The 23,397-nt window shown below is 69.6% G+C and carries 22 protein-coding genes and 1 pseudogene; 13 read left to right on the forward strand and 10 right to left on the reverse strand.

The features are described from left to right. The first annotated feature begins 3 nt into the window (after positions 1–3). From IEY88_RS36325 to IEY88_RS36350, 6 genes are all read left to right on the forward strand, one after another. Complete coding sequence (locus tag IEY88_RS36325) at positions 4–906, forward strand: 5-dehydro-4-deoxyglucarate dehydratase (protein ID WP_189159448.1); 903 nt, start codon at positions 4–6, stop codon at positions 904–906. Positions 907–919: 13 nt separating this feature from the next. Next, entirely contained in the window at positions 920–2,179 is a 1,260-nt protein-coding gene (locus tag IEY88_RS36330; RefSeq protein WP_189159449.1) for a glucarate dehydratase family protein, read from the forward strand. Continuing rightward, the gene (locus IEY88_RS36335) at positions 2,176–3,315 is read left to right on the forward strand and encodes a hypothetical protein (RefSeq protein WP_229694084.1); all 1,140 of its coding nucleotides are present in this window, start codon (positions 2,176–2,178) and stop codon (positions 3,313–3,315) included. Before IEY88_RS36330 ends, IEY88_RS36335 begins: the two co-directional genes overlap by 4 nt. A gap of 53 nt (positions 3,316–3,368) precedes the next feature. Then, positions 3,369–3,839 (forward strand): hypothetical protein, encoded by a 471-nt coding sequence (locus tag IEY88_RS36340; protein WP_189159451.1) that lies wholly within the window; start codon positions 3,369–3,371, stop codon positions 3,837–3,839. Positions 3,840–3,986: 147 nt separating this feature from the next. Next, entirely contained in the window at positions 3,987–4,517 is a 531-nt protein-coding gene (locus tag IEY88_RS36345) for a hypothetical protein (RefSeq protein ID WP_189159452.1), read from the forward strand. A 300-nt stretch (positions 4,518–4,817) separates the two neighbouring features. After that, positions 4,818–5,138: a hypothetical protein gene (locus tag IEY88_RS36350; protein ID WP_189159453.1), complete on the forward strand. Its 321-nt coding sequence runs from the start codon at positions 4,818–4,820 to the stop codon at positions 5,136–5,138. Between the two features lie 6 nt (positions 5,139–5,144). On the opposite strand, the gene IEY88_RS36355 is transcribed toward IEY88_RS36350, so the two are convergent. From IEY88_RS36355 to IEY88_RS36375, 5 genes are all read right to left on the reverse strand, one after another. Then, positions 5,145–6,809 carry a fumarate hydratase gene (locus IEY88_RS36355; protein WP_373294257.1) on the reverse strand — a complete coding sequence of 555 codons (1,665 nt, stop codon included), beginning with the start codon at positions 6,807–6,809 and terminating at the stop codon, positions 5,145–5,147. A 253-nt stretch (positions 6,810–7,062) separates the two neighbouring features. Continuing rightward, positions 7,063–8,052, reverse strand: coding sequence for a sigma-70 family RNA polymerase sigma factor (locus IEY88_RS36360; RefSeq protein ID WP_189159455.1), 990 nt, complete (start codon positions 8,050–8,052; stop codon positions 7,063–7,065). Positions 8,053–8,320: 268 nt separating this feature from the next. Further along, positions 8,321–8,746 carry a D-aminoacyl-tRNA deacylase gene (gene dtd / locus IEY88_RS36365; protein WP_189159456.1) on the reverse strand — a complete coding sequence of 142 codons (426 nt, stop codon included), beginning with the start codon at positions 8,744–8,746 and terminating at the stop codon, positions 8,321–8,323. Continuing rightward, positions 8,743–10,212 carry a DUF7782 domain-containing protein gene (locus IEY88_RS36370; protein WP_189159457.1) on the reverse strand — a complete coding sequence of 490 codons (1,470 nt, stop codon included), beginning with the start codon at positions 10,210–10,212 and terminating at the stop codon, positions 8,743–8,745. The genes dtd and IEY88_RS36370 overlap by 4 nt, the downstream gene beginning before the upstream one ends. A gap of 28 nt (positions 10,213–10,240) precedes the next feature. Continuing rightward, a complete protein-coding gene (locus tag IEY88_RS36375) occupies positions 10,241–11,737 on the reverse strand; it encodes a PucR family transcriptional regulator (RefSeq protein WP_189159458.1) in 1,497 nt (498 codons plus the stop codon). A 77-nt stretch (positions 11,738–11,814) separates the two neighbouring features. Here IEY88_RS36375 and IEY88_RS36380 point away from each other — a divergent pair, with 77 nt between their 5' ends. After that, a complete protein-coding gene (locus IEY88_RS36380) occupies positions 11,815–12,129 on the forward strand; it encodes a DUF3099 domain-containing protein (RefSeq protein ID WP_189159459.1) in 315 nt (104 codons plus the stop codon). 265 nt (positions 12,130–12,394) lie between these two features. Here IEY88_RS36380 and IEY88_RS36385 read toward each other — a convergent pair whose 3' ends face one another. Both IEY88_RS36385 and IEY88_RS36390 read right to left on the reverse strand, forming a co-directional pair. After that, positions 12,395–13,273 (reverse strand): carbohydrate kinase family protein, encoded by an 879-nt coding sequence (locus tag IEY88_RS36385; RefSeq protein WP_189159460.1) that lies wholly within the window; start codon positions 13,271–13,273, stop codon positions 12,395–12,397. Next, positions 13,270–14,172 carry a pseudouridine-5'-phosphate glycosidase gene (locus tag IEY88_RS36390; protein ID WP_189159461.1) on the reverse strand — a complete coding sequence of 301 codons (903 nt, stop codon included), beginning with the start codon at positions 14,170–14,172 and terminating at the stop codon, positions 13,270–13,272. The genes IEY88_RS36385 and IEY88_RS36390 overlap by 4 nt, the downstream gene beginning before the upstream one ends. 31 nt (positions 14,173–14,203) lie before the next feature. Here IEY88_RS36390 and IEY88_RS36395 point away from each other — a divergent pair, with 31 nt between their 5' ends. Continuing rightward, positions 14,204–14,452, forward strand: coding sequence for a DUF3039 domain-containing protein (locus tag IEY88_RS36395; protein ID WP_189159462.1), 249 nt, complete (start codon positions 14,204–14,206; stop codon positions 14,450–14,452). A gap of 91 nt (positions 14,453–14,543) precedes the next feature. Here IEY88_RS36395 and IEY88_RS36400 read toward each other — a convergent pair whose 3' ends face one another. Next, positions 14,544–15,650 (reverse strand): YihY/virulence factor BrkB family protein, encoded by a 1,107-nt coding sequence (locus IEY88_RS36400; protein WP_189159463.1) that lies wholly within the window; start codon positions 15,648–15,650, stop codon positions 14,544–14,546. A 141-nt stretch (positions 15,651–15,791) separates the two neighbouring features. Here IEY88_RS36400 and IEY88_RS36405 point away from each other — a divergent pair, with 141 nt between their 5' ends. Then, on the forward strand, positions 15,792–17,477 hold the full coding sequence (locus IEY88_RS36405) for a DEAD/DEAH box helicase (RefSeq protein WP_229694094.1): 1,686 nt from the start codon (positions 15,792–15,794) through the stop codon (positions 17,475–17,477). Positions 17,478–17,485: 8 nt separating this feature from the next. On the opposite strand, the gene IEY88_RS36410 is transcribed toward IEY88_RS36405, so the two are convergent. Further along, the gene (locus IEY88_RS36410; protein WP_189159465.1) at positions 17,486–18,274 is read right to left on the reverse strand and encodes a class I SAM-dependent methyltransferase; all 789 of its coding nucleotides are present in this window, start codon (positions 18,272–18,274) and stop codon (positions 17,486–17,488) included. A gap of 246 nt (positions 18,275–18,520) precedes the next feature. Between IEY88_RS36410 and IEY88_RS36415 the strand changes: the two genes are divergently transcribed. The 4 genes and pseudogenes from IEY88_RS36415 (at position 18,521) to IEY88_RS36430 (ending at position 23,106) form a co-directional block, all read left to right on the forward strand. Continuing rightward, entirely contained in the window at positions 18,521–19,645 is a 1,125-nt protein-coding gene (locus IEY88_RS36415; protein WP_189159466.1) for a sugar ABC transporter substrate-binding protein, read from the forward strand. 76 nt (positions 19,646–19,721) lie between these two features. Continuing rightward, a pseudogene (locus IEY88_RS36420) lies at positions 19,722–20,496 on the forward strand (ATP-binding cassette domain-containing protein). 23 nt (positions 20,497–20,519) lie between these two features. Beyond that, on the forward strand, positions 20,520–21,947 hold the full coding sequence (locus IEY88_RS36425; RefSeq protein WP_189159496.1) for a sugar ABC transporter permease: 1,428 nt from the start codon (positions 20,520–20,522) through the stop codon (positions 21,945–21,947). 4 nt (positions 21,948–21,951) lie between these two features. Continuing rightward, positions 21,952–23,106 (forward strand): ROK family transcriptional regulator, encoded by a 1,155-nt coding sequence (locus tag IEY88_RS36430; RefSeq protein ID WP_189159467.1) that lies wholly within the window; start codon positions 21,952–21,954, stop codon positions 23,104–23,106. 71 nt (positions 23,107–23,177) lie between these two features. Here the strand turns inward: IEY88_RS36430 and IEY88_RS36435 are convergent, their stop codons facing one another. Further along, positions 23,178–23,357, reverse strand: a complete 180-nt coding sequence (locus IEY88_RS36435) for a DUF7455 domain-containing protein (RefSeq protein ID WP_231642793.1) — start codon at positions 23,355–23,357, stop codon at positions 23,178–23,180. Positions 23,358–23,397: the final 40 nt, after the last annotated feature.

A 23,397-nucleotide genomic window follows, 5' to 3' on the forward strand; every position in this document is an offset into this window, starting at 1 on the left:
GTTATGCAACTCGATGGTGTGCTGTTCTTTCCGGTGACCCCGTTCGACAGCGAGGGGAACGTCGCGTACGACGTGCTCGCCGAGCACGTCAAGCACGGTGTCTCCGCCGGGCCGGGCGCGGTGTTCGCGGCCTGCGGCACCGGCGAGTTCCACGCGCTGGAGCTGGGCGAGTTCGAGAGAGTGGTCGCGGTCGCGGTCGAGGCGACCGCGGGCAAGGTGCCGGTGTTCGCCGGCGCGGGCGGCTCGGTCGCGCAGACCAAGCAGTTCGTGCAGGCGGCGGAACGCGCCGGTGCCAACGGCATCCTGCTGCTGCCGCCGTACCTGGTGACCAATCCGGCCGCCGGTCTGGTGCGGTACGTGGCCGAGGTCGCCGCCATCACCGAACTGCCGATCATCGTGTACCAGCGCAACAACGCGCGGTTCACGCCGGACACCGCGGTCGAGGTGGCGCGGATCCCGAACGTCGTCGGCCTGAAGGACGGCCTCGGCGACCTCGACCAGATGCAGCGCGTCGTGCTCTCGGTCCGTGCCAACGTTGACAAGCCGTTCCAGTTCTTCAACGGCCTGCCGACCGCGGAGATGACGCAGCTCGCGTACCGGGCCATCGGCGTCGAGCTCTACTCGTCGGCGGTGTTCTGCTTCGCGCCGGAGATCTCGCTCGGCTTCTACAACGCCGTGCAGTCCGGCGACACGAAGCTCGTGAACCGGTACCTGTACGAGTTCTACAAGCCCCTGGTCGAGCTGCGGGACCAGGTGCCCGGCTACGCGGTGGCCCTGGTGAAGGCCGCGGTGCGCGCGAACGGCCTCGATGTCGGCGGCGTGCGCCCGCCGCTGGTGGACCCGGCCGACGAGCACCTGGCCGCCCTGGACGAGATCATCGCCGCGGGCAAGGCCCTGCTGAGCTGAGAGGGCGTTCGGAATGAAGATCACCGAGATTGTCCTGACACCGATCGCGTTCCGGGACCCGCCGCTGCTCAACTCGGCCGGCGTGCACGAGCCGTGGGCGTTGCGCACGATCGTCGAGGTGCACACCGACGAGGGCATCTCGGGGCTGGGGGAGACCTACGGCGACCTCGGGCACCTGGAGCGCTCGCGGTCCGTCGTGGACTCCTTGATCGGCCTCGACGTGTTCGCGCTGAACGAGATGCACACGCGTGTCGCCGCTGTGCTCGGCGGCAAGGCGGGGCCGGACAAGCACGGCCTGACCGGCAAGATCACGGCGGAGAGCACCGTCGACCGCGTGTACTCGCCGTTCGAGGTGGCGTGCCTGGACATCCAGGGCAAGGCGCTCGGACGTCCGGTGCACGACCTGCTGGGCGGTGCCGTTCGCTCCTCCGTTCCCTACTCCGCCTACCTGTTCTACAAGTGGGACGGGCACCCCGGCGCCGAGCCGGACGAGTGGGGCGAGGCGGTCGACCCCGCGGGCATCGTCGCGCAGGCGACGAAGATGATCTCGCGGTACGGGTTCGGGTCGATCAAGCTCAAGGGCGGTGTCTTCCCGCCGGAGCAGGAGATCGACGCGATCCGGGCGCTGCGCGAGGCGTTCCCGGACCACCCGCTGCGGCTCGACCCGAACGCGGCCTGGTCGCCGGCGACGTCGCTGAAGGTCGCGGCCGAGCTCGACGGCGTGCTGGAGTACCTGGAAGATCCGACGCCGGAGATCCCCGGGATGGCGGAGGTGGCCGCGAAGGCGCCGATGCCGTTGGCCACCAACATGTGCGTGGTCGCGTTCGAGCACCTGCGGCCGTCGGTCGAGCAGGACGCCGTGCAGGTCTTGCTGTCGGACCACCACTACTGGGGCGGTCTGCAGCGGTCACGTCAGCTGGGGATGATCTGCCAGACGTTCGGCATCGGCCTGTCGATGCACTCGAACTCGCACCTCGGCATCTCGCTGGCCGCGATGACGCACCTGGCCGCGGCGACACCGAACCTGAACTACGCCTGCGACACGCACTACCCGTGGAACGCGGCCGACGAGGTCGTGGAGCCGGGCGTGCTGTCCTTTGTGGATGGTGCTCTGCAGGTGCCTTCGGGCCCTGGCCTCGGTGTGTCGCTGGACCGTGACGCGCTGGCACGCCTGGCGGAGAACTACGTCCGTTGCGGCATCACGTCTCGCGACGACACGGGCTACATGCAGAAGTTCGACCCGAGCTACGAGAGGAAGCGTCCCCGGTGGTGAAGTCGGTTGTCCACGCCTACCCGTGGGACCTGATCGGAGATCCCGAGGCCGTCGCGCGGTACCGCGACCTGGGGGTCGGCGCGATCGCCCTGGCCGCGTCGTACCACACCGTGCGGGCCGCGACGCCGCTCCACCCGTCGCATCGTCTCGTCGATGCGCGGCACGCGGCGTTCTACCTGCCGGTGCGCCCGGAGAAGTACGGCCGGCTGGTGCCCGCCGAACCGTCCTGGGTGGACGGTCCGGACTCGTTCGGTGATGCGGCGGCCCTGGTTCGTGCCGCCGGGCTGCCCGTGTACGCGTGGACCGTGCTGACGCACAACTCGCGGCTGGGCGACCTGCACCCGGACGTGACCGTGGTGAACGCGTTCGGGGATCGCTACCCGTACGCGTTGTGCACCGCGCAGCCCGACGTCGTCGAGTACACGTCGGTGCTGGTGTCCGAGGTGCTGGAGCTCGGCGCGCCGGACGGGATCGTCTTGGAGGCCGCCGGGCCGCTGGGGTTCTTCCACGGCGGGCACCACGAGAAGACCGACGGCACGGACTGGGACGCGGTGCAGCAGAAGCTGTTGTCGCTGTGCTTCTGCTCCGCCTGCACCGCCCTGTACGCCGACCCGGATGCCCTGCGTGAAGCGGTCCGGGCCGGGGTCGATCGCGGGGCGCCCAAGAAGAGTCACAGCGTCGAGGAAGCGTTGGGCGCGCTCGCGGACGACGTTCAGGCCGTGCGCACCGGCGTGGTGCGGTCGTTGCGGCAGCGGCTGGTCGGCGAGATCCGTGCCGCCGCGCCCTCGGTCCGGGTCGGCATGCACGTGACGGCCGATCCGTGGGGCACCGGCCCGTTCGCGACCGTGGCCGGGGGAGTCGGCGCCGACGTCGACGTGCTGACGACGATGTGCTGGCCCGGCCCGGACGTCGCCGTGCCCGGCATCGAGGCCCTTCGCGCCGCCGCTCCGGACACGCGGATCGCCGCGTACGTGCTGGGGTTGCCGCCGAAGCCGGCCGACGGTGCCGCGTTGTCGAAGGAGTGGCTCGCCTACGCCGACGCCGGTGTGGAGGAGTTCCACCTCTACCACGGGGGTCTCGCGTCCGCTGCACGGTTGGAAGCTTTGCGAGAGGCTGTAACAGCCGTTAGCCGGTAACTGTGAAGAGAACTCACTGCAACCCGTTGTGACCGTGGTTCCGTCCTCTCACCATGAGGCACATAGGAACCGTAGTTGGCACTGGCGTCCTGCTACTCGTCATCTCGGCCTGTGGCAGTGCGCAGAACGCGGGCACCGGAGCAGGTGGCGGTCAGGAACTGCCGACCGCCACCTCGTCCTCCGAAGTACCCCCGAACACGTCACCCGGTGAGATGCCGCCGGACGGCAAACCCGTGACCAAGCTCGACACGAACGCCCTGCCGCCGGACCAGCCGCGCACGGTGTGGACGGTCGGCGACGGGAAGACCGTCGGAGTGATCGCCCAGGAGGGCGGATGCGGCAAGGCGAGCGCGTCCGTGCTGGAGCAGAACGCTGCCACGGTGAAGATCGAGCTGCTCGAGACGCTGCCGCTGACCAAGCAGATGTGCACAATGGACATCCGCTTCCCCCCGCTGACGGTGCAGCTGTCCGAGCCCCTTGGTGAGCGCACGGTCGTGCTGACGTCGCGCCAGGAACAGAAGTAGACCTTCCTCCCCACGGTGCCCGGCCGGCATCTGCCCCGCCGGCCGGGCATCTCCGCTTCGGTACCCGCGGGTCCGGGAACATTCGACCGGACAAGCCGCAGGACATTTAACAGGGACTTCTTGTCCCGGTTTGCGAGGATGGAGCGCATGAGAAACGCCGTCGCAGCCGTTGCTCTCGCCGTCGTGCTCGTCGGCTGCTCGTCCGGCACGCAGTCGAGCGCCCCCGGCTCCAGTTCGTCGGGCAGCGCGCCCACGGGCACCACCGCGCCGGGCTCGAGCGGCACCCCGGGCTCGTCCGGCGCCACCCCCACCGCGCCCGTCCAGCCCCCGGTCTCGATCTCGGAGGAAAAGCCGGTCGTCCCGCCGAACGTCACGCCCGTGGCGAAGGAGAAGGTCGACACGACATCGTTGTCAGACACCTACCGCGACGAGGCCTACGTCTTCGGCGACGGCCGCGACATCGAGGTCTTCGGCGTCGGCGGCGGCTGCAAGGAGGCGCGCGCCGAGATCACCGGCCAGTCCGCCGACGTCGTCCAGATCACGCTGGTCACCATCACCAAGCAGCCTCCCGGCACCATGTGCACGCAGGAGGTCCGCCAGGTGCCGCTGACCGTCCGCCTGGACGCGCCGCTGGGCGCCCGCCGCCTGGTGCTGGAAGCCCGCGAGGAAACCGGCTGACCCATTGCCGCCGAACCTGTGAGCACTCGGCCGTGGGAGTTCCGGCGGCGCACCGCATGCCCTCGCGTGCGCCGCCGTGCTTCCAGACCGGATGACCGCCGTGCTGACCATCGTTTCGCCGGCGCCATTCGACGAAGCCGGCCTCGCTGACATTCGCCTGAGAATCGAGGACCATGCGCGCACGCGCCGGCCGGAGCCTGCGAGGGGTGATCGTCGCCCTCGGCGGCTTCGGCCTGCTCGCCGGATGCGGCGGGGAGAAGACGGGGGGCGGAGTCGCCCGGCGCCGCCGTCGACGCCTACGTGATCGCTCTCAACGCGAGCGACACCACCGCGCTGGAGAAACTGGCGACACCGGGCAACGACGCGGCCGCCGCCATCGAGCAGCGGATGGACGCTCACGGGGGCAAGGACATCAAGTTGGAGGAGAAGACCATCTCGTCCGACGTCGCCCCGGACGTCGCGAGCGCCCAGCTGCGTGGCCGGACGGCGAGCGGGACGTACGAGGAGAGGCTGACCCTGACCGTCGAGGACGACCGCTGGCACGTGGTGCTCGGCTCGGCGCGACCCGATCCGGCCAAGACGACGGCGGGGACGTCCCAGGGCCAGGGACGTCCCCGCTGACGTGACCTACTTGCGGAAGCTGATCTGCAGGGTCGGGGTCGACGTCTCCGCGAAGAAGTCGTTGCCCTTGTCGTCGACCACGACGAACGCAGGGAAGTCCTCGACCTCGATCTTCCAGACCGCCTCCATGCCCAGTTCGGGGTACTCGAGCACCTCGACCTTGCGGATGCAGTCCTGCGCCAGCCGCGCCGCCGGGCCACCGATCGAGCCCAGGTAGAAGCCGCCGTGCGACGAGCACGCGTTGGTGACCTGCTTGGAGCGGTTGCCCTTGGCGAGCATCACCAGCGAGCCGCCCGCGGCCTGGAACTGCTCCACGTAGGAGTCCATGCGGCCGGCGGTGGTCGGGCCGAACGAGCCGGAGGCGTACCCCTCGGGCGTCTTGGCCGGGCCGGCGTAGTAGACCGGGTGGTCCTTCATGTACTGCGGCATGTCCTCGCCGGCGTCGAGGCGTTCCTTGATCTTGGCGTGCGCGATGTCGCGCGCCACGACCAGCGGACCCGTGAGAGATACGCGGGTCTTCACCGGGAGCTTGGTGAGGATGTCGCGGATCTCCGGCATCGGGCGCGTCAGGTCGATGTTCACGACCTCGTCGGACAGGTCCTCGCCCTCGATCTCGGGCAGGAACTGCGCCGGGTCGCGCTCCATCTGCTCCAGGAACACGCCCTCGGCCGTGATGCGTGCCTTGGCCTGGCGGTCGGCCGAGCACGACACCGCGATGCCGACCGGCAGGGACGCGCCGTGGCGGGGGAGGCGGATGACGCGCACGTCGTGGCAGAAGTACTTGCCGCCGAACTGCGCGCCGATGCCGAAGTTCCGCGTCAGTTCCAGGACCTGCTGCTCGAGGTCCGTGTCGCGGAACGCGTGGCCTAGCGCCGACCCCTCCGACGGCAGGGTGTCGAGGTAGCGGGCGGAGGCGAGCTTCGCGACCTTCAGGTTCTGCTCGGCCGACAGACCACCGACGACGACCGCGAGGTGGTACGGCGGGCAGGCCGCGGTGCCGAGCGAACGCAGCTTCTCGTCCAGGAACGTCGCGAGGCGCTTCGGGTTCAGCACCGCCTTCGTCTCCTGGTAGAGGAACGTTTTGTTCGCGCTACCGCCGCCCTTGGCCATGAACAGGAACTCGTACACGGGCTCCTGGCCGGGCTTGTGGAACACCTCGATCTGCGCGGGCAGGTTCGTGCCGGTGTTCTTCTCGTCCCAGAACGTCACCGGGGCCATCTGCGAGTAGCGCAGGTTGAGCTCCTGGTAGGCCTCGTAGACCCCGCGGGCCAGCGCCTGCTCGTCGTCACCGCCGGTCAGGACGGTCTCCGAGCGCTTGCCCATGATGATCGCCGTGCCGGTGTCCTGGCACATCGGCAGCACACCACCGGACGCGATGGCGGCGTTGCGCAGCAGGTCCATGGCGACGAAGCGGTCGTTGCCGGACGCCTCGGGGTCGTCGATGATCTTGCGCAGCTGGGCGAGGTGCGACGGGCGCAGCAGGTGCTGGATGTCCCGAATCGCTTCCTTCGCGAGCAGCGTGAGCGTCTCGGGTGCGATCTCGAGGAACTTGCGGTCACCGGCCTCGATGAGCTTGACCCCGTCGGACGTCACGAGGCGGTACTCGGTCTCGGTGTCCTTCGCGAGGGGGAGGACGTCGGTGTACTCGAATGTGGTGGGCACGGGGTACACAACTCCAACGGTGTGCAGTTCGGATCAGAAAACCGTACCGCCATCGAACCGACGTACCCCGGCCACGGCGTTGTTCCGTGCCCCACATACGCGGAAGGCCGAGGCGGCCCCCGGCCGTCCCGACCTTCCTTCGCGTGCTAACCCGACTCACGACGGGCGTCGCGTGGCTCTGGTAACGCCCGACCGTGCCGTGAGTTGAGTCACAAGTCAATACTGCCGGTCGGGTGAGACCCGACCGTGACCGCTCCCCGGACTACGAGGCGTAGGCACGCAGCTTCGCGGCGCGCTCGCCCTGGCGGAGCTTCGACATGACCTCGCGCTCGATCTGGCGCACCCGCTCGCGCGACAGGCCGAACCGCTTGCCGATCTGGTCGAGCGTGCGCGGCTGGCCGTCCTCGAGGCCGTAGCGCAGCCGGATCACGGCCTGCTCGCGCGGCTCCAGCGTCGCGAGAACGCGGCGCAGGTCGTCCTGCAGCAGTCCGGAGATGACGGCGCTCTCGGCGTCGGTCGCGTCCGAGTCCTCGATGAAGTCACCGAGGGGAGCGTCCTCCTCCGTGCCGACCGGCATGTCGAGCGATACCGGGTCACGGGCGTGGTCGAGCAGGTCCGCGACCTTGTCCGGCTTGAGGCCGGCCTCCTTCGCGAGCTCCTCGTTCGTCGCCTCGCGGCCGAGCGTCTGGTGCAGGTCGCGCTTGATCCGCGCGAGCTTGTTCACCTGCTCGACGAGGTGGACGGGGAGGCGGATGGTGCGGCCCTGATCAGCCATGCCCCGCGTGATCGCCTGGCGGATCCACCACGTCGCGTACGTCGAGAACTTGAAGCCCTTGGTGTAGTCGAACTTCTCGACCGCGCGGATCAGGCCCAGGTTGCCCTCCTGGATCAGGTCCAGCAGCGGCATGCCGCGGCCCGTGTAGCGCTTGGCCAGCGACACGACGAGGCGCAGGTTGGCCTTGAGCAAGTGGTCCTTGGCGCGGCGGCCGTCGCGGACGAGTTCCCCCATCTCGTCGCGGCGGGTCGGCGTGAGGCGCTTGGCCGTCTCCAGGACGTGCTGCGCGAACACACCTGCCTCGATGCGCTTGGCGAGCTCCACCTCCTCTTCGGCGGTGAGGAGCGCGGTCTTGCCGATTCCGTTCAGGTAGACTCGAACGAGGTCGGCTGCTGGTCCTTGCGCGTCGAGTTCGTGCTCGACGACGGCGGGCGTGTTCTCTCCGACTTCACGGTCGGAGATCCTCGTGACGGTCATGGATCTCCCTCCCCCTGGTGCGGGCGACGCTGCTGTCGGTCAGGCCTGTATCTCCTGATCGAACAGTCGCGCGTGGCGGTCAAGGCGGCGCGGCGCTGCGCCCTGGTTGCCGGTTGCGGCGGGCCCGCTCGGGATCCCATCGCTAGCTGGCTGATACCTGGGTAACGAAGACGATTCCGAATTCGTTCCCGACTTCCATGACCTGAAGACGTCACCACTGTCACAGCGGTTGCGCGACTAATCTGAGGATTGGCTGAGAACCGTTTAGTCAGAGCTCGACGATCACCGTGAACGGACCGTCGTTCACGCTCCGTACCTTCATCTCGGCCCTGAATCGTCCCGTTTCGACGCGCGCGCCCTTTTGGCGTAGTTCCTGCACGACCGCGTTCACCAACGGCTCCGCGTGCTCGGGCCGGGCGGCCGCCGTCCAGGACGGACGGCGGCCCTTGCGCGTGTCCCCGTAGAGCGTGAACTGGCTGACGACCAGCAGCGGAGCACCCGTCGACTCACACGACTGCTCGTCGTCGAGGATGCGCAGACCGTGCAGCTTCTGCGCCATTTTGCGCGCGTGCTCGGCCGTGTCGTCGTGATGGACGCCGAGCAGCACCAGCAATCCGGGCTCGTCGATCGCGCCGACGACCGCCCCTTCGACTTCGACACTCGCTTCTGTGACGCGCGCCACAACTGCTTTCACGCGGGAATCAGCATTCCGTGCCGGATGAGATCACGAACGATCGGCAACGCTGCTTCTGCATCGATTTCCCCGTAAGCGAACTCGAGCAGAGCGAGCAGGTCTTCCAGCGGCAACGCGCCGTTGCAACCGGCGACGAGCTTGGCGGTCGCCTCGTCGACCTCGTGCTGCCAGCCGGGCCCGTCGATGCGGTGCAGCCGGGCGACGACCTTGCGCCAGCCCTCGTCGCCCGGTTCGGAGACCTCCTCGAGCAGCACGGTGTCGGCGACCCGGAACCGCTGCCCCAGCAGGTCGGGGTTCGCGCGGAGCCACGCGACGTTGTCGAGCCAGCGCGCCGCCTCCGGGCCCAGCGGGTCGTCGTAGGCGTGGCGCAGGTCCTCGCAGATGACCTGCGAGTGCATCTCGTCGGTGCGCCGCAGCGTCACGTACCCGAAGCCGACGCCCTGGACGTCGTTCTCCTCGAACCAGTCCAGCCACGCCGCGGCCTTCCGCCGGCCCTCGGGGCTGCGCGGATCGACGCCCGCGTCCTTGAGCCACGTGCCGACGTACAGGGCGGGCTCGGCGATGTCGCGCTGCACGAACCACGCGTCGATGCCGCCGCGCGGGAGCCAGCCGGAGACGCGCTCCTCCCAGTCCTCACCCCTGCGGTGCACCCACGACGCGAGGAGCTGGCCGACGCCGCCCTCGTTCAGGAACGCGGGCAGCTGCCGGACGACCAGCGCCGACGCGTCGTCGCCGCCGAGACCGGAGTCGCGGTAGACGAAGTCCACGCGCGGCGGGCCGACGACGAACGGCGGGTTGCACACGACGTGGTCGAACCGCCGGTTGCGGACCGGCCCGAACCACTCGCCCTGCAGCGTCTCGACATCGAGCTCGTTCATCCGGAACGTGCCCTGCGCGAGCCTCAGCGCCCGCTCGGACAGGTCGGTCGCGGTGATCTTCTGGGCGTGCGTGCTCGCGTGCAGCGCCTGGACGCCGCAGCCGGTGCCGAGGTCGAGCAGCGTGCCGACCGGCGTGCGCTTGGTCGCGCGGGCGAGGCTGATCGACGCGTGGCCGACGCCGAGCACGTGGTCCTCGGGGACGGCTCCGCCGCGCAGGTCGGAGTCGAGGTCGGCGATGACCCACCAGTTGTCCTCGTACGGCCGCACGTCGAGACCGGCCCTGAAGTCCCCTGCGGTCTTGTCGACGGCCAGGACCTCGTTCTGGACGGCGTCGTCGATGTCGACGCCGTCGAGCGCCTTGCGGACGTCCTTCTCCGGCTCCTGGTCGCCGAGCAGGAACAGGCGGATCAGCGTGCCGAGCGACCCGGCGTCCTTGCTCGCGCGGCGGGCGGGCTCCGGTTCGCCGCGGCCGAGTGCGGCGTGGGCCTGCGGGCCGAGCGCGTCGACGACGCCGTCCGCGGTGTAGCCGGAGTGGAGGAAGGCCTCACGCAGTCGAGCGCAGAGATCAACAGAAAGATCGGGGTGCACGGGTGGAGATGCTTTCACGCCCCGGGACTCACCGTGAGTTCTGGAGGGTGATCTGCAGGGCGATGGCCATCGCGAGCCGTTGGTCGGGATCGTCGAGGGGGAGCGGCGTCACCTCGGACATCTTCTGCATGCGGTACCGCAGCGTGTTCGGGTGCACGTTGAGCGCCTTGGCCGCCGCCCGCGCGTCGCCCTGAGCCGCGAGCCACGCCCTCAACGTCGCCGCGTACTGCGTCCCGAAGTCGGCGTCGTGCCGCAATATGTCGGATATCGGTCCGCGGGTGGGCAGTCGTCCGGCTTCGGCGACGGCGGCGAGCCGAAGCAGCAGTACCTGCGCCCACGCGTCGTCGTATACAACCGGTACACCGGTCGAGAGCGCGAGGCATTCGTCGGCTTCCTGCCGCGACAGGGGCAACTGAGTCGCCTCGGCCGGACCCCCGATGCCCGCCAGCACCGTCGCCTCGGCGGGAAGCTCTCGCACCAGCGAACGCACCCACGCGACGGCGTCGTCGGCGGCCGGGATGACGGTGTAGAGGACGTTGCCGAACAGTGCGCTGCGCCCAGGCCGCGACCAGCCGAAGCCGGCGGTGGCCCGCTGGAACGCGAGCACCGCCGCGCCGTGCTCACCCTCGCCCGCGTGCGCCTGCACCGCGATCACCCGCAGGTCGGCGGACGGCAGGCCGAGGCGCGCGACGTCAGCGGACTCGGGCTGGTCGAGAAGCCTGATCACCAGATCAGCCTCGGCCTGGCGTTCGAGGTCCGTCGACGCCCGCGACCGCAACAGGTGCAACGCCGCCGTGCGCGCGCCGTCGACCAACGCGGCACTCCGAGCCGCGTCCACGGGCCCCGTCACCTCGACCCAGACCGATCCGAGGAGCTCACGACCGGCCCGCACCGCGGCGACGAGCCGGTTGCCCAGCTGCGGGGTCAGCTTGGGCACGAAGATCGGCTCGTCCGACGACGCCAGGTGCGTGAACACCCCGAACTCGTCCAGCGCCCGCCGGGCCTCCTCCGGCACCCGCCGCCCGAGGATGGTCTGCACGCGCACGGGGTCGACGTCCTCCTGCCGGTAGGAGTACGCGAGCACGCGGGACTGCTGGTCCTCGATCGTCACCGGCCCGCCGACCACGCCCGCGATCACGTCGGCGAGCCCGAACAGGTCCCCGGTCCGCGTACCACCGTTGACCAGCGTCTGCGTGACGTTCGCCAGCTGACTCCACGGCACGGACGGATCCACGAGCAACACGGCCGCACCGGACTTCTTGGCCGCGGCGATCACCCGCTCGTCGAGCGGCGGCCTGCCGTGCAGCACCACCGCAGAAGCAACGGTCGAAGACACCAGACGCACCGCCGCGGCGACCGACGGCGTCCCGAGCCCGAGAAGTACGTCACCCGCGGCCGCCGGCGTGTTTTCCGCCGGATCGTTCAGGGCAACCCCGCGGAGTTCGGCGTCGCGTCCCCGCGGTGCGCAGGCCAGATGCGTGCCCAGACTGCCGAGCACGTCCACGAGGCGATCAAGGGCGACCACCCGCGGATGTTAACCGCCGACCGGCTGTCCCAGGCGTCACTCGGACGTGGGACCATGTGACACGTGGAGGTGGTGTCGTGAGCAGTCCCGACCGGAACGACACCCCGGTGTTGATCACCGAGGCGGCCCCGTCCTACGAAGAACAGCACGCCGCCCGGCGCAAGAAGTACGCGATCATGATGAGCCTGCGCTTCCCGTGCCTCATCCTCGCGGCTCTGTTCGCTCACACCTGGTGGCTCGCCCTGTTCTTCATCGTGCTGTCCGTGCCGTTGCCGTGGATGGCCGTGCTGATCGCGAACGACCGGCCGCCGCGCAAGACCGAGAAGGCCAGCCGGTACGAGGTCGAGCGCCGCGCCATCGCCCAGAAGAGCACCACCGTCATCGACGGCTGACCGCCGCACCTCACCCGAGTCAGGCCGGCGTCCACCGCCGTCCGCACCTTTGCAACGACTCTTTGGACTTCGTCCGCAAAAGACTCGTTGCAAGGGCTGGCCCGCGCCGTCTCGCCTTTGCAATGAGTCTTTTGACTTCGTCCGCAAACGTTTTTTGCATCCGTTGACCCCGCCAAACAGCCCTGAACTGCAGCGATGTATGAGGTGGGCGTGCGGCGAGCGAAACCGATATATCAGTTCGACCGATATATCGGTTCACGTCGTGCTAGCGAGGCGGCTGAGCGCCCACGACGCTGACCGCCCGAGAGCCCGCCCGGACACCGCCGAGGAGGGCGTCGTGCTTGGACGCGCCCGACAGCCAGGCCGCGAGGAAACCCGCGTCGAAAGCATCACCGGCACCCGTCGAGTCGACGCACTCGGTGACTTCAGCGGGGACCGAGACCAGCTCGTCCGCATCGATCCACGTCGCGCCGTCGGGTCCCGAGGTCATCACCACGGCGCCGACATGGGACAGCAGCGACTTCGCCGCAGACGGCTCCGAGGAACCGCTGAGGGCGAGGAGCTCGTCGGCGTTGGGCAGCAGGAAGTCGACGCCGCGCACGTCCTCCAGAAACGCCTCCGCCGAGTGGATAAGGGCGGCGGCCTGGGGGTCCACGGAGGTCGTCCAGCCCGCCGCGCGAGCCGCCTCCAGCACGGCCAGGCCGGCGGGGCGCGAGGTTGCGTCGAGCAGCACGTAGCCGGAGAGGTGCAGGTGGCCGGAGGGTGCGGCGAGCAGGCCTGGGTCGAGGTCGGCGGGGGAGAAGCGAGCGTTTGCGCCCCGGTCGGGGAGCATCGAGCGCTGGCCCTGCTCGTCGACCAGGACGACCACGCAGCAGGTCGCGAGGTCCGGGTCCACCGCGAAGGCGCACTGGACGCCCGCCGAGGTCAGTTCGGCGTGGACCTGGCGGCCCGCCGAGTCGGCGCCCACGCGGGCCACCAGGACCGGCGAGGCACCGCACGCGGCCAGCCACACGGCCGTGTTGGCGCCGGCGCCGCCCGGTTCGATGGTCACCTTGGCGCGGACGTCGCCGCCGTGGGCGATGGGGCCGGTGTGGCGGGCCACCACGTCGAGGCCCGCGTCACCAACGACGACCACAGGCCTCACTGGAACTGCTCGCCGGAGAGCGCGACGGCGACGGCGGCGGCCACTGAGACGTTGCTGACGACGAGTTCCTCGTTGGCGTCGAGGCTGACGCCCTCGCTCGCGGTGTGGAAGTGCTCCAGCAGGACGGGAGTGACGTCCTTGCCGCGCACGTCCTGGTCGACGAGCTTCCGCAGGCCCTCGGCGAGCAGGCGGTCGTGCAGGTCCGCGTCCATCTCGTACGCGGCGGGGATCGGGTTCGCGAGCAGCATGCCGCGACCGCCCGCCGCGAACACGGCGGCGGCCTCGGCCGGGGTCTCGACGCGCCACGAGAGGTCGAACTCCGACTCGCGGCGGTAGAACGCCGGGAAGCGGGAGGTCCGGTAGCCGACGACCGGCACCGAACGGGTCTCGAAGACCTCCAGGGTCGCGCCCATGTCCAGGATCGACTTCACGCCCGAGCAGACGATGAGCACCGGCGTCGTGGCCACCACGTCGAGGTCGGCGGACACGTCCCACGTCTCGCGCGCGCCGCGGTGCACGCCGCCGAGGCCGCCGGTGCCGAACACGCGGATGCCGGCCTGGTGGGCCAGCGCCGTGGTCGAGGCCACGGTCGTCGCGCCGCTGCGGCCGAGCGCGTAGGCCGGGCCGAGGTCGCGCAGCGAGAGCTTCACGAGGTCGCCCGCGGTGCAGACGCGGTCGAGCTCGGAGGAGGACAGACCGACGCGCGGCACGCCGTCGAGCACCGCGATCGTCGCGGGGACCGCACCGGCCTCCCGCACCACCTTCTCCAGGCGTGCGGCGACCGTCAGGTTGCGCGGCGCGGGCAGGCCGTGGGACAGGATGGTGCTCTCGAGAGCGACGACGGGCCGGTTCTCGGCCAGCGCGGTGGCAACTTCATCAGCGATCTGCAGCGTGGTCACGAGGGGACATCATCCCAGGTACCCTGGGCGGGTGAGCACCCAGACTCTCCCCGAGGTCGACGTACGGCCGGATGAGACGGACCAGTCCTCGGACGACACGCCGAAGATGTTCCACTACGTGCGCAAGGCGAAGATCGCCGAGAGCGCGGTGATGGGCACCCACGTGGTCGCGCTGTGCGGCGAGGTCTTCCCGGTCACGCGGTCGCCGAAGCCCGGTTCGCCGGTGTGCCCGGACTGCAAGAAGATCTACGAGGGCCTGCCGCCCGGCGGCGACGAGTAGTCAGACCGGCGAGCTTTCCGGCACCCGCCGTCTCGGGCCGGCCCGGGACGGCGGGTGCCGCTGTCTCGAGCCGGCGCTGTCCCGGGCAGGCCTAGCCGCGTTGCTTCTCGTCCTCGGTCTCCGGTGACTGCTTCTGGACCGGCAGCGGCGACGTCAGCTGCGTGTCCGCCGGGGAGGGTGCCGAGTAGCCGTTCTCCGTGTTCTCCTGCTTGGACTCGGCGGCCTCGGAACGGATGCGGGACGCCGCGCGCTCCATCTCGAGCCTGCGCCAGCGGCGGCGCTGACGGCGGGTCATGCGCGCGGGCCACATGTCCTGGACGGCGCTGTTGAAGTACGCGCCGATCGTGATGGCCAGGCCGATGAAGAACACGAACAGCAGGAACGCGATCGGTGTCGCCAGCGCGCCGTAGGTGTAGCCGGTAGTGGTGATCCACTGGATGTACAGGCGCAGGCCGATCGACGACAGGATGAAGAACAACATCGCCAGGACCGCGCCGGGCAGCACGCGGTGGTACGGCAGCCTTCGCGGCAGCGCGACCTTGTAGAGCAGCGACAGCGAGAGCACCAGCAGCAGCGCGACGCCGGGGTAGTAGAAGCGGCCGACCCATGTCTCGATGTAGGGCTGCCAGGACGTGGGGAAGAACTGCGGCAGGACGTCCGGGCCCAGCGCCAGCACCGGCAGGCCGATCACCAGTGCCACCAGCGATACCAGGTAGAGCAGCAGCGCGAAGAACCGTTGCCACACCTCGTTGCGCACGCCGTACTGGCCGTGGGCGACCGTGATCGCGTCGACGAACGACGACATGGCCGACGAGCCCGCCCACAGCGAGATCAGGAAGCCGATGGAGACGATCTCGCCCTTGCCGGTCGAGAGGATCTCCGCGACGGTCGGCGCGATCACGCCGTTGACGACGTCCGCGCTGAAGATCGTCCGGGTGAACCCGATGATCTTCTCCTGCACGGAGAGGACGATCTCGGGACCGAACCAGGTGCCGATCCAGCCCATCGAGCCCAGCACGCCGAGCAGCAGCGGGGGGAACGACAGGGTCTGCCAGAACGCGGCCTCGGCGGCTTCTGAGAAGATGTTGTGCTGCCACGCTTTCGACAACGTGCGCGCGAGTAGACGCAGCGGCCCCTTGCGGCCGGACCTGCGTGGTGCGTCGTTGTCGGAAGGCGAACCCATCGCAGTGACCAGCATGGTGCATACCGCCACGTTTCGCGGCATCGACGCTCGGAACAGGTAGAGTCGCAGTGCCCTCGGCCACGGTCCGCCTGAGGGTATTGCCATGTTTGACCTGCATAAATGAGGAGAAACACGTCTGTGACAGCGACAGCAGCAATGCGACCGCTGCGGGCATGGCAGCGGCGCGCGCTGACCAAGTACCTCGCCGTCAAGCCCAAGGACTTCCTCGCCGTCGCGACGCCGGGCGCGGGCAAGACGACCTTCGGGCTCCGCGTTGCCGCCGAACTGCTGGCCGACCGGACGATCGAGGCCGTCACGATCGTGACGCCCACCGAGCACCTCAAGCACCAATGGGCGAAGGCGGCTGCCGAGCAGGGCATCCACATCGACTCGAACTTCCGCAACACCAACGCGATGACCTCCCGCGACTACCACGGTGTGGCCGTCACGTACGCGCAGGTCGCCGCCCACCCGACGCTGCACCGGGTGCGCACCGAGAACCGCAAGACGCTCGTGTTGCTCGACGAGGTGCACCACGGCGGTGACGCGAAGTCGTGGGGTGATGCGATCCGTGAGGCGTTCACGCCCGCGGTGCGTCGTTTGTGCCTCACGGGCACGCCGTTCCGCTCGGACGACTCGCCGATCCCGTTCGTCACGTACGAAGAAAGTTCCGGCGGCTTCAAGACGTCCAAGGCCGATCACACGTACGGGTATTCCGACGCACTGCGCGACGGCGTGGTGCGGCCGGTGCTCTTCCTGGCGTACTCGGGCGAGGCGTCGTGGCGCACTAGTGCGGGCGAGGAGTTCACCGCGCGCCTGGGCGAGCCGTTGACCCAGGAACAGACCGCGCGGGCGTGGCGCACCGCCCTGGATCCGGCCGGCGACTGGGTGGCGTCCGTCCTGCGCGCCGCCGATCAAAGGCTTACGCAGAAGCGCGAGAACGGCCTGCCCGACGCGGGCGGCCTGGTGATCGCCACCGACCAGACCGTCGCGAAGGCGTACGCGCAGGTGCTCCAGCGCGTCACGGGCCACATCCCCACGCTCGTCCTGTCCGACGACCCGAAGGCGTCAGGCAAGATCGCCGAGTTCGCCGCGACGAACGAACGCTGGATGATCGCCGTCCGCATGGTGTCCGAGGGCGTCGACGTGCCGCGGCTCGCCGTCGGCGTGTACGCGACGTCGTCGTCGACCCCGCTGTTCTTCGCCCAGGCCATCGGCCGCTTCGTGCGCAACCGGAAACCCGGTGAGACCGCCTCGGTGTTCCTGCCGTCGGTGCCGGTGCTGCTGGCGCTCGCGTCCGAACTGGAGGCCGAGCGCGACCACGTCCTGGGCAAGCCGCACCGCGAGAAGGACGGCTGGGACGACGAGCTGATGGCCGCGGCCAACGCGGTCAAGGACGAACCAGGCGAGGACGAACGCGCCTTCACGGCCCTGGGCACCACCGCCGAGCTCGACCAGGTGATCTTCGACGGCTCGTCGTTCGGCGCCCCGACCATCGCGGGCTCCGAGGAGGAGCAGGAGTACCTCGGACTGCCGGGACTGCTGGAGCCGGACCAGGTGCGGACCCTGCTGCTGCAGCGGCAGGAGGAGCAGATGGCGATCGCCGCCAAACGCCCCAAGCCCGAGGTCGCCGTGCGCGAGGCGAGGCCCGTGGGTGTGCAGGAACGCCTCACCGCCCTGCGCAAGGAGCTCAACACCCTCGTCGCGATGCACCACCACCGCACGAAGAAGCCGCACGGCAAGATCCACAACTCGTTGCGCGAGTACTGCGGCGGGCCGCCGACCGCGATGGCCACCATCGAGCAGCTCGAAGAACGGATCGCGACCCTGCGCTCCTGGTGAGCGGCGGGTCAGTCGCGGGTGACGGCGACGGCCAACGTGTCGTAGTGCGTGGTGAACCGGCCGCCGAGGGCGTCGATCGCGCCGCCGACGCGGGCGAGGAGCTCGGTCGTCTGCTCGGCGCCGAGCAGTGAGATCGGCGCCGTGGTGAGGATCAGGTCGAGGTACGCGGCGGTCGTGTAGTCCTGCTGCCAGCTCGCCTGCCACGGCTGGGCGTCGGTGAACGCGCCCGTGCCGACGAACGCCTCGTCCGTGCTCACGCACCCGGCCCGGTAGAAATCGAACGCCTCGTCACGGGAGTGGCCGACGCGCACCGGGGCGTCCGGCTCCACCTCCTGGTACGCGTCGGCGAAGGCCTGGGCGATCGGGTCCGGCGGCGCGAACACGTGCCAGAGCGCCACGAACACCCCGCCTGGCCGCAGCACCCGCGCGACCTGCGCCGGACCCGCCTCGCGGTCGACCCAGTGCCACGCCTGCCCGGCGACGACGGCGTCGAACTCGCGGCCGGCCGGGTCCCAGGCCTCGAACTTCGACACCTCGACGCGCACTCCCGTGGAACGGGCGAACTCCGCCATGCGCTCGTCGTGCTCGACGCCGAGCACGTCCAGCCCCGCCGCCTGGAGCTGCCGCGACAGCACGCCGGTGCCGCACCCGACCTCGGCGATCCGCGGGCCGGGGCTCGCGGCGACGAGCTTCTGGATCAACGCCTCCGGGTACGCCGGACGAGTGCGGTCGTAGCGTGCGGCCTCCGCGCCGAACGAGTTCGCCAGCCTTTCGGCGGCTTCCTTGTCCACGGTCATGCACCCAACCTAGGGGTGTCCAGCAGGTAGCCGTCGAGTGTTCGCCGCGGGCGATGTCCGATCTGTCGCCGCTGTAATCCGTAGCGCGGTGGTAACGCTCTCACGACTCTCAGTGACTAAATTTCGCCACGGTTACCGCATCGTTGCGACTTAATCGATCCAGTGTGGTTCCGGTCACGCATATGTCAGGCATACGTTGTGCGCCACAACATTCTCTGTGACACAGCGCAGTGAAAGGGATGGCGGATGCGCAGCAAGACTCTCGCTTCCATCGCCGTGACCGCGGGCCTCGCCCTGGCAGTCTCGGCATGCGGCGCCAACACGTCCTCCAACACCGGAGGCAGCACCAACACGAGCACTGGCAGCGGCACGGGCGCGAAGGTCGGCGTGATCCTGCCCGAGACCAAGACCTCCGCCCGCTGGGAGAGCTTCGACAAGCCCCTCCTCGAGGCCGCTCTGAAGGCCGAGGGTCTCGACCCCGACATCCAGAACGCCCAGGGTGACGTCCAGAAGTTCAGCACCCTCGCCGACGGCATGATCAACAACGGCGTCAAGGTCCTGATCATCGCCACGCCCAACAGCGAGGTCGGTGCCTCCGTCGCCAAGAAGGCGCAGGCCCAGGGCATCCAGGTCATCGACTACGACCGCCTGAACACCGGTGGCACCTCGTCCTACTACGTGTCGTTCGACAACGTGAAGGTCGGCGAGCTGCAGGGCCAGGGTCTGGCCGACGCGCTCAAGGACGCCCCGCAGGGCGCGAACGTCATCGAGATCGAGGGCGCGCCGACGGACAACAACGCGACCCTCTTCGCGGACGGCCAGAAGAAGATCCTCAAGCCGCTGTACGACTCGGGCAAGCTCAAGCTCGTCCAGTCGCAGCCGATCGACGACTGGGACAACCAGAAGGGTGGTCAGGTCTTCGAGCAGATCCTGACCGGCAACGGCGGCAAGGTGGACGGCGTCGTCGCCGCGAACGACGGCCTCGCCGGCGCGATCATCACCGTGCTGAAGAAGGTCGGCCTCAACGGCAAGGTGCCGGTCACGGGTCAGGACGCGACCCCGGACGGCCTGCAGGCCGTGCTGCTCAAGGACCAGTACATGACCGTCTTCAAGCCGATCAAGGAAGAGGCCGAGGCGGCTGCCAAGCTGGCCGGTTTCCTCGCCAAGGGCGACACCGCGGGCGCTGACAAGCTGGCCTCCGGCGTCACCAAGGACACCAAGGCGAGCCGCGACGTGAAGTCCGTTCTCCTCACCTCGCAGCTGATCACCCGCGACAAGGTCAAGGTCGTCGTGGACGCCGGCTTCGTCAAGGCCTCCGAGATCTGCGTGGCCGCCACCCAGGCCGCCTGCACCGAGCTCGGCATCAAGTAGGACCGCTCGTGACGAAGGCGGGGTGCGCTTCTGTCGCACCCCGCCTCTCGCCACGTGTAACCACGGAGGAAACCCAGTGAGCGAGCCGATTCTCGAGCTGCGCGGCATCAACAAGAGCTTCGGCCCCGTGCACGTCCTGCACGACATCGACCTCGACGTCAACCCCGGCGAGGTCACGGCCCTCGTCGGCGACAACGGCGCGGGCAAGTCGACGCTGGTCAAGTGCATCGCGGGCATCCACCCGACCGACTCGGGTGAGGTCCTGTTCGAGGGCCAGCCGGTGCACATCAAGGGCCCGCGCGAAGCCGCGGAACTCGGGATCGAGGTCGTCTACCAGGACCTCGCGCTGGCCGACAACCTCGACATCGTCCAGAACATGTTCCTCGGCCGCGAGCGCACCAAGGGTGGCCTGCTCGACGAGACCGACATGGAGCAGGCGGCGCGCAAGACGCTCGCGTCGCTGTCGGTGCGCACGGTCAAGTCGGTGGCGCACGCCGGTGTCGTCGCTGTCCGGCGGTCAGCGCCAGACCGTGGCGATCGCCAAGGCCGTGCTGTGGAACAGCAAGGTCGTGCTGCTCGACGAACCCACCGCCGCACTCGGCGTCGCGCAGACGCGGCAGGTCCTCGACCTGGTGCGCCGCCTCGCGGAGCAGGGCCTGGGCGTCGTCCTGATCAGCCACAACATGAACGACGTGTTCGAGGTCGCCGACAAGATCGCGTGCCTCTACCTGGGCCGCATGGCCGCCGTCGTGTCGACCAAGGACGTCACGCACGGACAGGTGGTCGAGCTGATCACCGCCGGCCGTTCCGGCGACCTGGGCATCGCGCGCGCCGAGGCGGCGACGATCTGATGAGTACCGAAGAGGCGAGCAGCATGACCGACACCACCGAAACGCACGAGGCGGAGGCCCCGCAGGGCGCCATCTCCGACTTCGGCATCGACACGACCTCCCGCTCCACCAGCGAAGCGATCCGGGACTACTGGTCCAGTGTCCGCGGCGGCGAGCTCGGCTCACTGCCCGCTCTGCTCGGACTGATCGTGCTGCTCATCGTGTTCAGTTCGCTGTCCGACTCGTTCTTCACCCTCGGCAACCTCGCCAACCTGCTCCAGCAGGGCGCCAGCATCACCATCATCGCGATGGGCCTGGTGTTCGTGCTGCTGCTCGGCGAGATCGACCTGTCCGCCGGCACCGCGTCCGGCGTGACCGCCTCGGTCATGGCGCTGGACCTGATCCACGGCGGCAACCTGCTCGGCGGCATGGGCGACGGCGTCTTCTACGTCTTCTGCGGCTGGCTGGTCCTGGCGGTCGGACTCTCGCTCCTGATGCGCCTGTGGACCGGCGCCGTGCTGTCCGGCATCGCGCTGGTCATCGCTCTGCTCGGCGTACCGGCGAACGCGTGGATCGGCATGCTGCTGGCCGTCTGCGTCGGCGCGTCGATCGGCTGCATCACCGGCTACCTGGTCGCGAAGGTCGGCATCCCGTCGTTCGTCGTGACCCTGGCGCTGTTCCTCGTGTGGAGCGGCGTCGTGCTGCAGTTCATCGGCACCGGTGGCACGCTCGGCCTGCGCGACGACACGATCTTCCAGGTCGCCAACGGCAACATCGGCACCGCCGGGTCGTGGATCCTGTGCGTGCTGGCGGTCGGCGGCTACGCGGCCGTCGTGCTCAACCGGCACTTCACCCGGCTGCGCAAGGGCCTCGTGGCCCAGCCGACGGCGCTGATCCTCGCCAAGATCGGCGGTCTCGCACTGCTCGCCGCGGTCGCCACGTTCGCGCTGACGCAGAACCGGTCGCAGAGCACCCTCGTGGTGATCGCGGGCGTGCCGTACGTCGTGCCGCTGGTGCTCGTGCTGCTGGTGATCGGCACGTTCGTGCTCGACCGCACCAGCTACGGCCGCCACCTCTACGCGGTCGGCGGCAACAAGGAGGCCGCGCGCCGCGCCGGCATCAACGTGGAGAAGATCCGGATGAGCGTCTTCGTGATCGCCTCCTCGGCGGCCGCGATCGGCGCCATCGTCTACTCCTCCAAGGTCGGCTCCGTCGACCCGAACGCCGGTGGCGGCAACACCCTGCTGATGTCGGTCGGTGCGGCCGTCATCGGTGGCACGTCGCTGTTCGGCGGCAAGGGCCGGCTGCGTGACGCCGTCATCGGTGGTGCGGTGCTGGCGGTCATCGCGAACGGCATGGGCCTGCTCAAGCAGCCCTCCGCTGTCGTGTTCATGGTGACCGGTCTCGTCCTGCTGCTCGCCGCGAGCGTCGACGCGTTGTCCCGCCGCCGGGCGGCCACCGCGGCTCGATGACGCGGTGACAGGACCTACGTCCGGCACTCGTCCCGACGAGATCCGCAGGCACAACAGGACGGCGTTGCTGCGCCGCCTGCACATCGACGGACCGTCCACCAGGGCGTCGCTCGCGGCTGAGCTCGGCCTCAACCGCAGCACGATCAAGGCCCTGGTGGACGGCCTCGCCGAAGCCGGTGTGGTCGCTGAACGCGTGCCCGCTCTGCGCAGCGGAGCGGGTCGCCCGTCGCTGCTGGTACTGCCCCAGCCGAACGCCGCCGTCGTCATCGCGATCGACGTCCGCGTCGAGCACGTGGCGATGGGGTTCGTCGGCCTCGGAGGGGAGATCCTCGGGCGGGACAGCTGGAACCTGCACCGGACGCGTGATCCGGGGGAGGTCATCACGCACATCGTCGAGTCGGCGCGCCTCATGGCCGACGACCTCGACGCCACCGCCGTCGGAGTCGGGGTCTCGGTGCCCGGCGTCGTGCGCCGCGCCGACGGCCACGTCCACGAGGCACCCAACCTGCACTGGACCGGTGTCGCCCTCGGCAAACGCCTGGAGGCGGTGCTGAAGCTGCCGGTCCAGGTCGGCAACGACGCGGAGCTCGGCGCTCTCGCCGAGCACGTGCGCGGCGCCGCCCGTGCGTCCTCGGACATGGTCTACATCTCCGCGGACGTCGGCGTCGGCGGGGGAGTGATCCTGTCCGGGCAGCCATTGCGCGGGTCCGCGGGCTACGTCGGCGAACTCGGGCACATGGTGGTCAACCCGCGCGGCCTGCGGTGCTACTGCGGCTGCGACGGCTGCTGGGAGACCGAGGTCGGCGAACCGGCGCTGTGCCGGGCGCTGGGGCTGCCCGACGACGCCCCGCGCGGTGCCGTCGTCGCGGCGCTGCGGGCGCTCGACGACCCGTCGGTGCTCGACGAGTTCGCCGGCTGGCTCGCACTGGGGCTCGCGAACATCGTCAACGTCCTCGGCCCGGAGCTGGTCGTGCTCGGCGACCTCTACACGGCGCTGCCGCCGTCCGTCGTGGACTCGGTGAGCGCCGCCGTGCAGCGGCGGAGCATGGTCTCCCGCGCGGTCGGCGGGACCCAGGTCGTGACGTCACCCCTGGGGCGCGACGCGAAGCTCATCGGCGCCGCCGAACTGGCCTTCGAGCCGGTGCTGGACGCCATCTAGAACGCTCTGGAAAGCGAAGGGGGCGGAGATCCATCCGGATCTCCGCCCCGAGCGGCTAGGTGGGGTGGAAGTCAGCCCTGCTGAATCTCAGCAGCGAGTTCGCGCAACTTCTCACTGTGCGCGCGAGCGTGGTGCCCGCAGAACAGCAGCTCACCCCCGGACGGGAGCAAGGCGCGAACCTGGGCAGCAGCCCCGCAGCGGTCGCAGCGGTCGGCAGCGGTCAACTCGGGGCGGGTGAGTGCTGCAGTCATGATGAATCTCCCTCCGTCCCGGCAACGGAACTGAAGTGTT

The sequence above is a fragment of the Lentzea pudingi genome (genome assembly GCF_014646255.1).
In the GTDB taxonomy this organism is placed as follows: domain Bacteria; phylum Actinomycetota; class Actinomycetes; order Mycobacteriales; family Pseudonocardiaceae; genus Lentzea; species Lentzea pudingi.

Bases quoted from the DNA above. Each gene is read 5' to 3' on its own strand.
- IEY88_RS36325 (WP_189159448.1), top strand. From the start codon at position 4: ATGCAACTCGATGGTGTGCTGTTCTTTCCGGTGACCCCGTTCGACAGC.
- IEY88_RS36330 (WP_189159449.1), top strand. From the start codon at position 920: ATGAAGATCACCGAGATTGTCCTGACACCGATCGCGTTCCGGGACCCG.
- IEY88_RS36340 (WP_189159451.1), top strand. From the start codon at position 3,369: ATGAGGCACATAGGAACCGTAGTTGGCACTGGCGTCCTGCTACTCGTC.
- IEY88_RS36345 (WP_189159452.1), top strand. From the start codon at position 3,987: ATGAGAAACGCCGTCGCAGCCGTTGCTCTCGCCGTCGTGCTCGTCGGC.
- IEY88_RS36360 (WP_189159455.1), bottom strand. From the start codon at position 8,052: ATGACCGTCACGAGGATCTCCGACCGTGAAGTCGGAGAGAACACGCCC.
- IEY88_RS36400 (WP_189159463.1), bottom strand. From the start codon at position 15,650: ATGCTGGTCACTGCGATGGGTTCGCCTTCCGACAACGACGCACCACGC.
- IEY88_RS36405 (WP_229694094.1), top strand. From the start codon at position 15,792: ATGCGACCGCTGCGGGCATGGCAGCGGCGCGCGCTGACCAAGTACCTC.
- IEY88_RS36410 (WP_189159465.1), bottom strand. From the start codon at position 18,274: ATGACCGTGGACAAGGAAGCCGCCGAAAGGCTGGCGAACTCGTTCGGC.
- IEY88_RS36415 (WP_189159466.1), top strand. From the start codon at position 18,521: ATGCGCAGCAAGACTCTCGCTTCCATCGCCGTGACCGCGGGCCTCGCC.
- IEY88_RS36425 (WP_189159496.1), top strand. From the start codon at position 20,520: ATGACCGACACCACCGAAACGCACGAGGCGGAGGCCCCGCAGGGCGCC.
- IEY88_RS36435 (WP_231642793.1), bottom strand. From the start codon at position 23,357: ATGACTGCAGCACTCACCCGCCCCGAGTTGACCGCTGCCGACCGCTGC.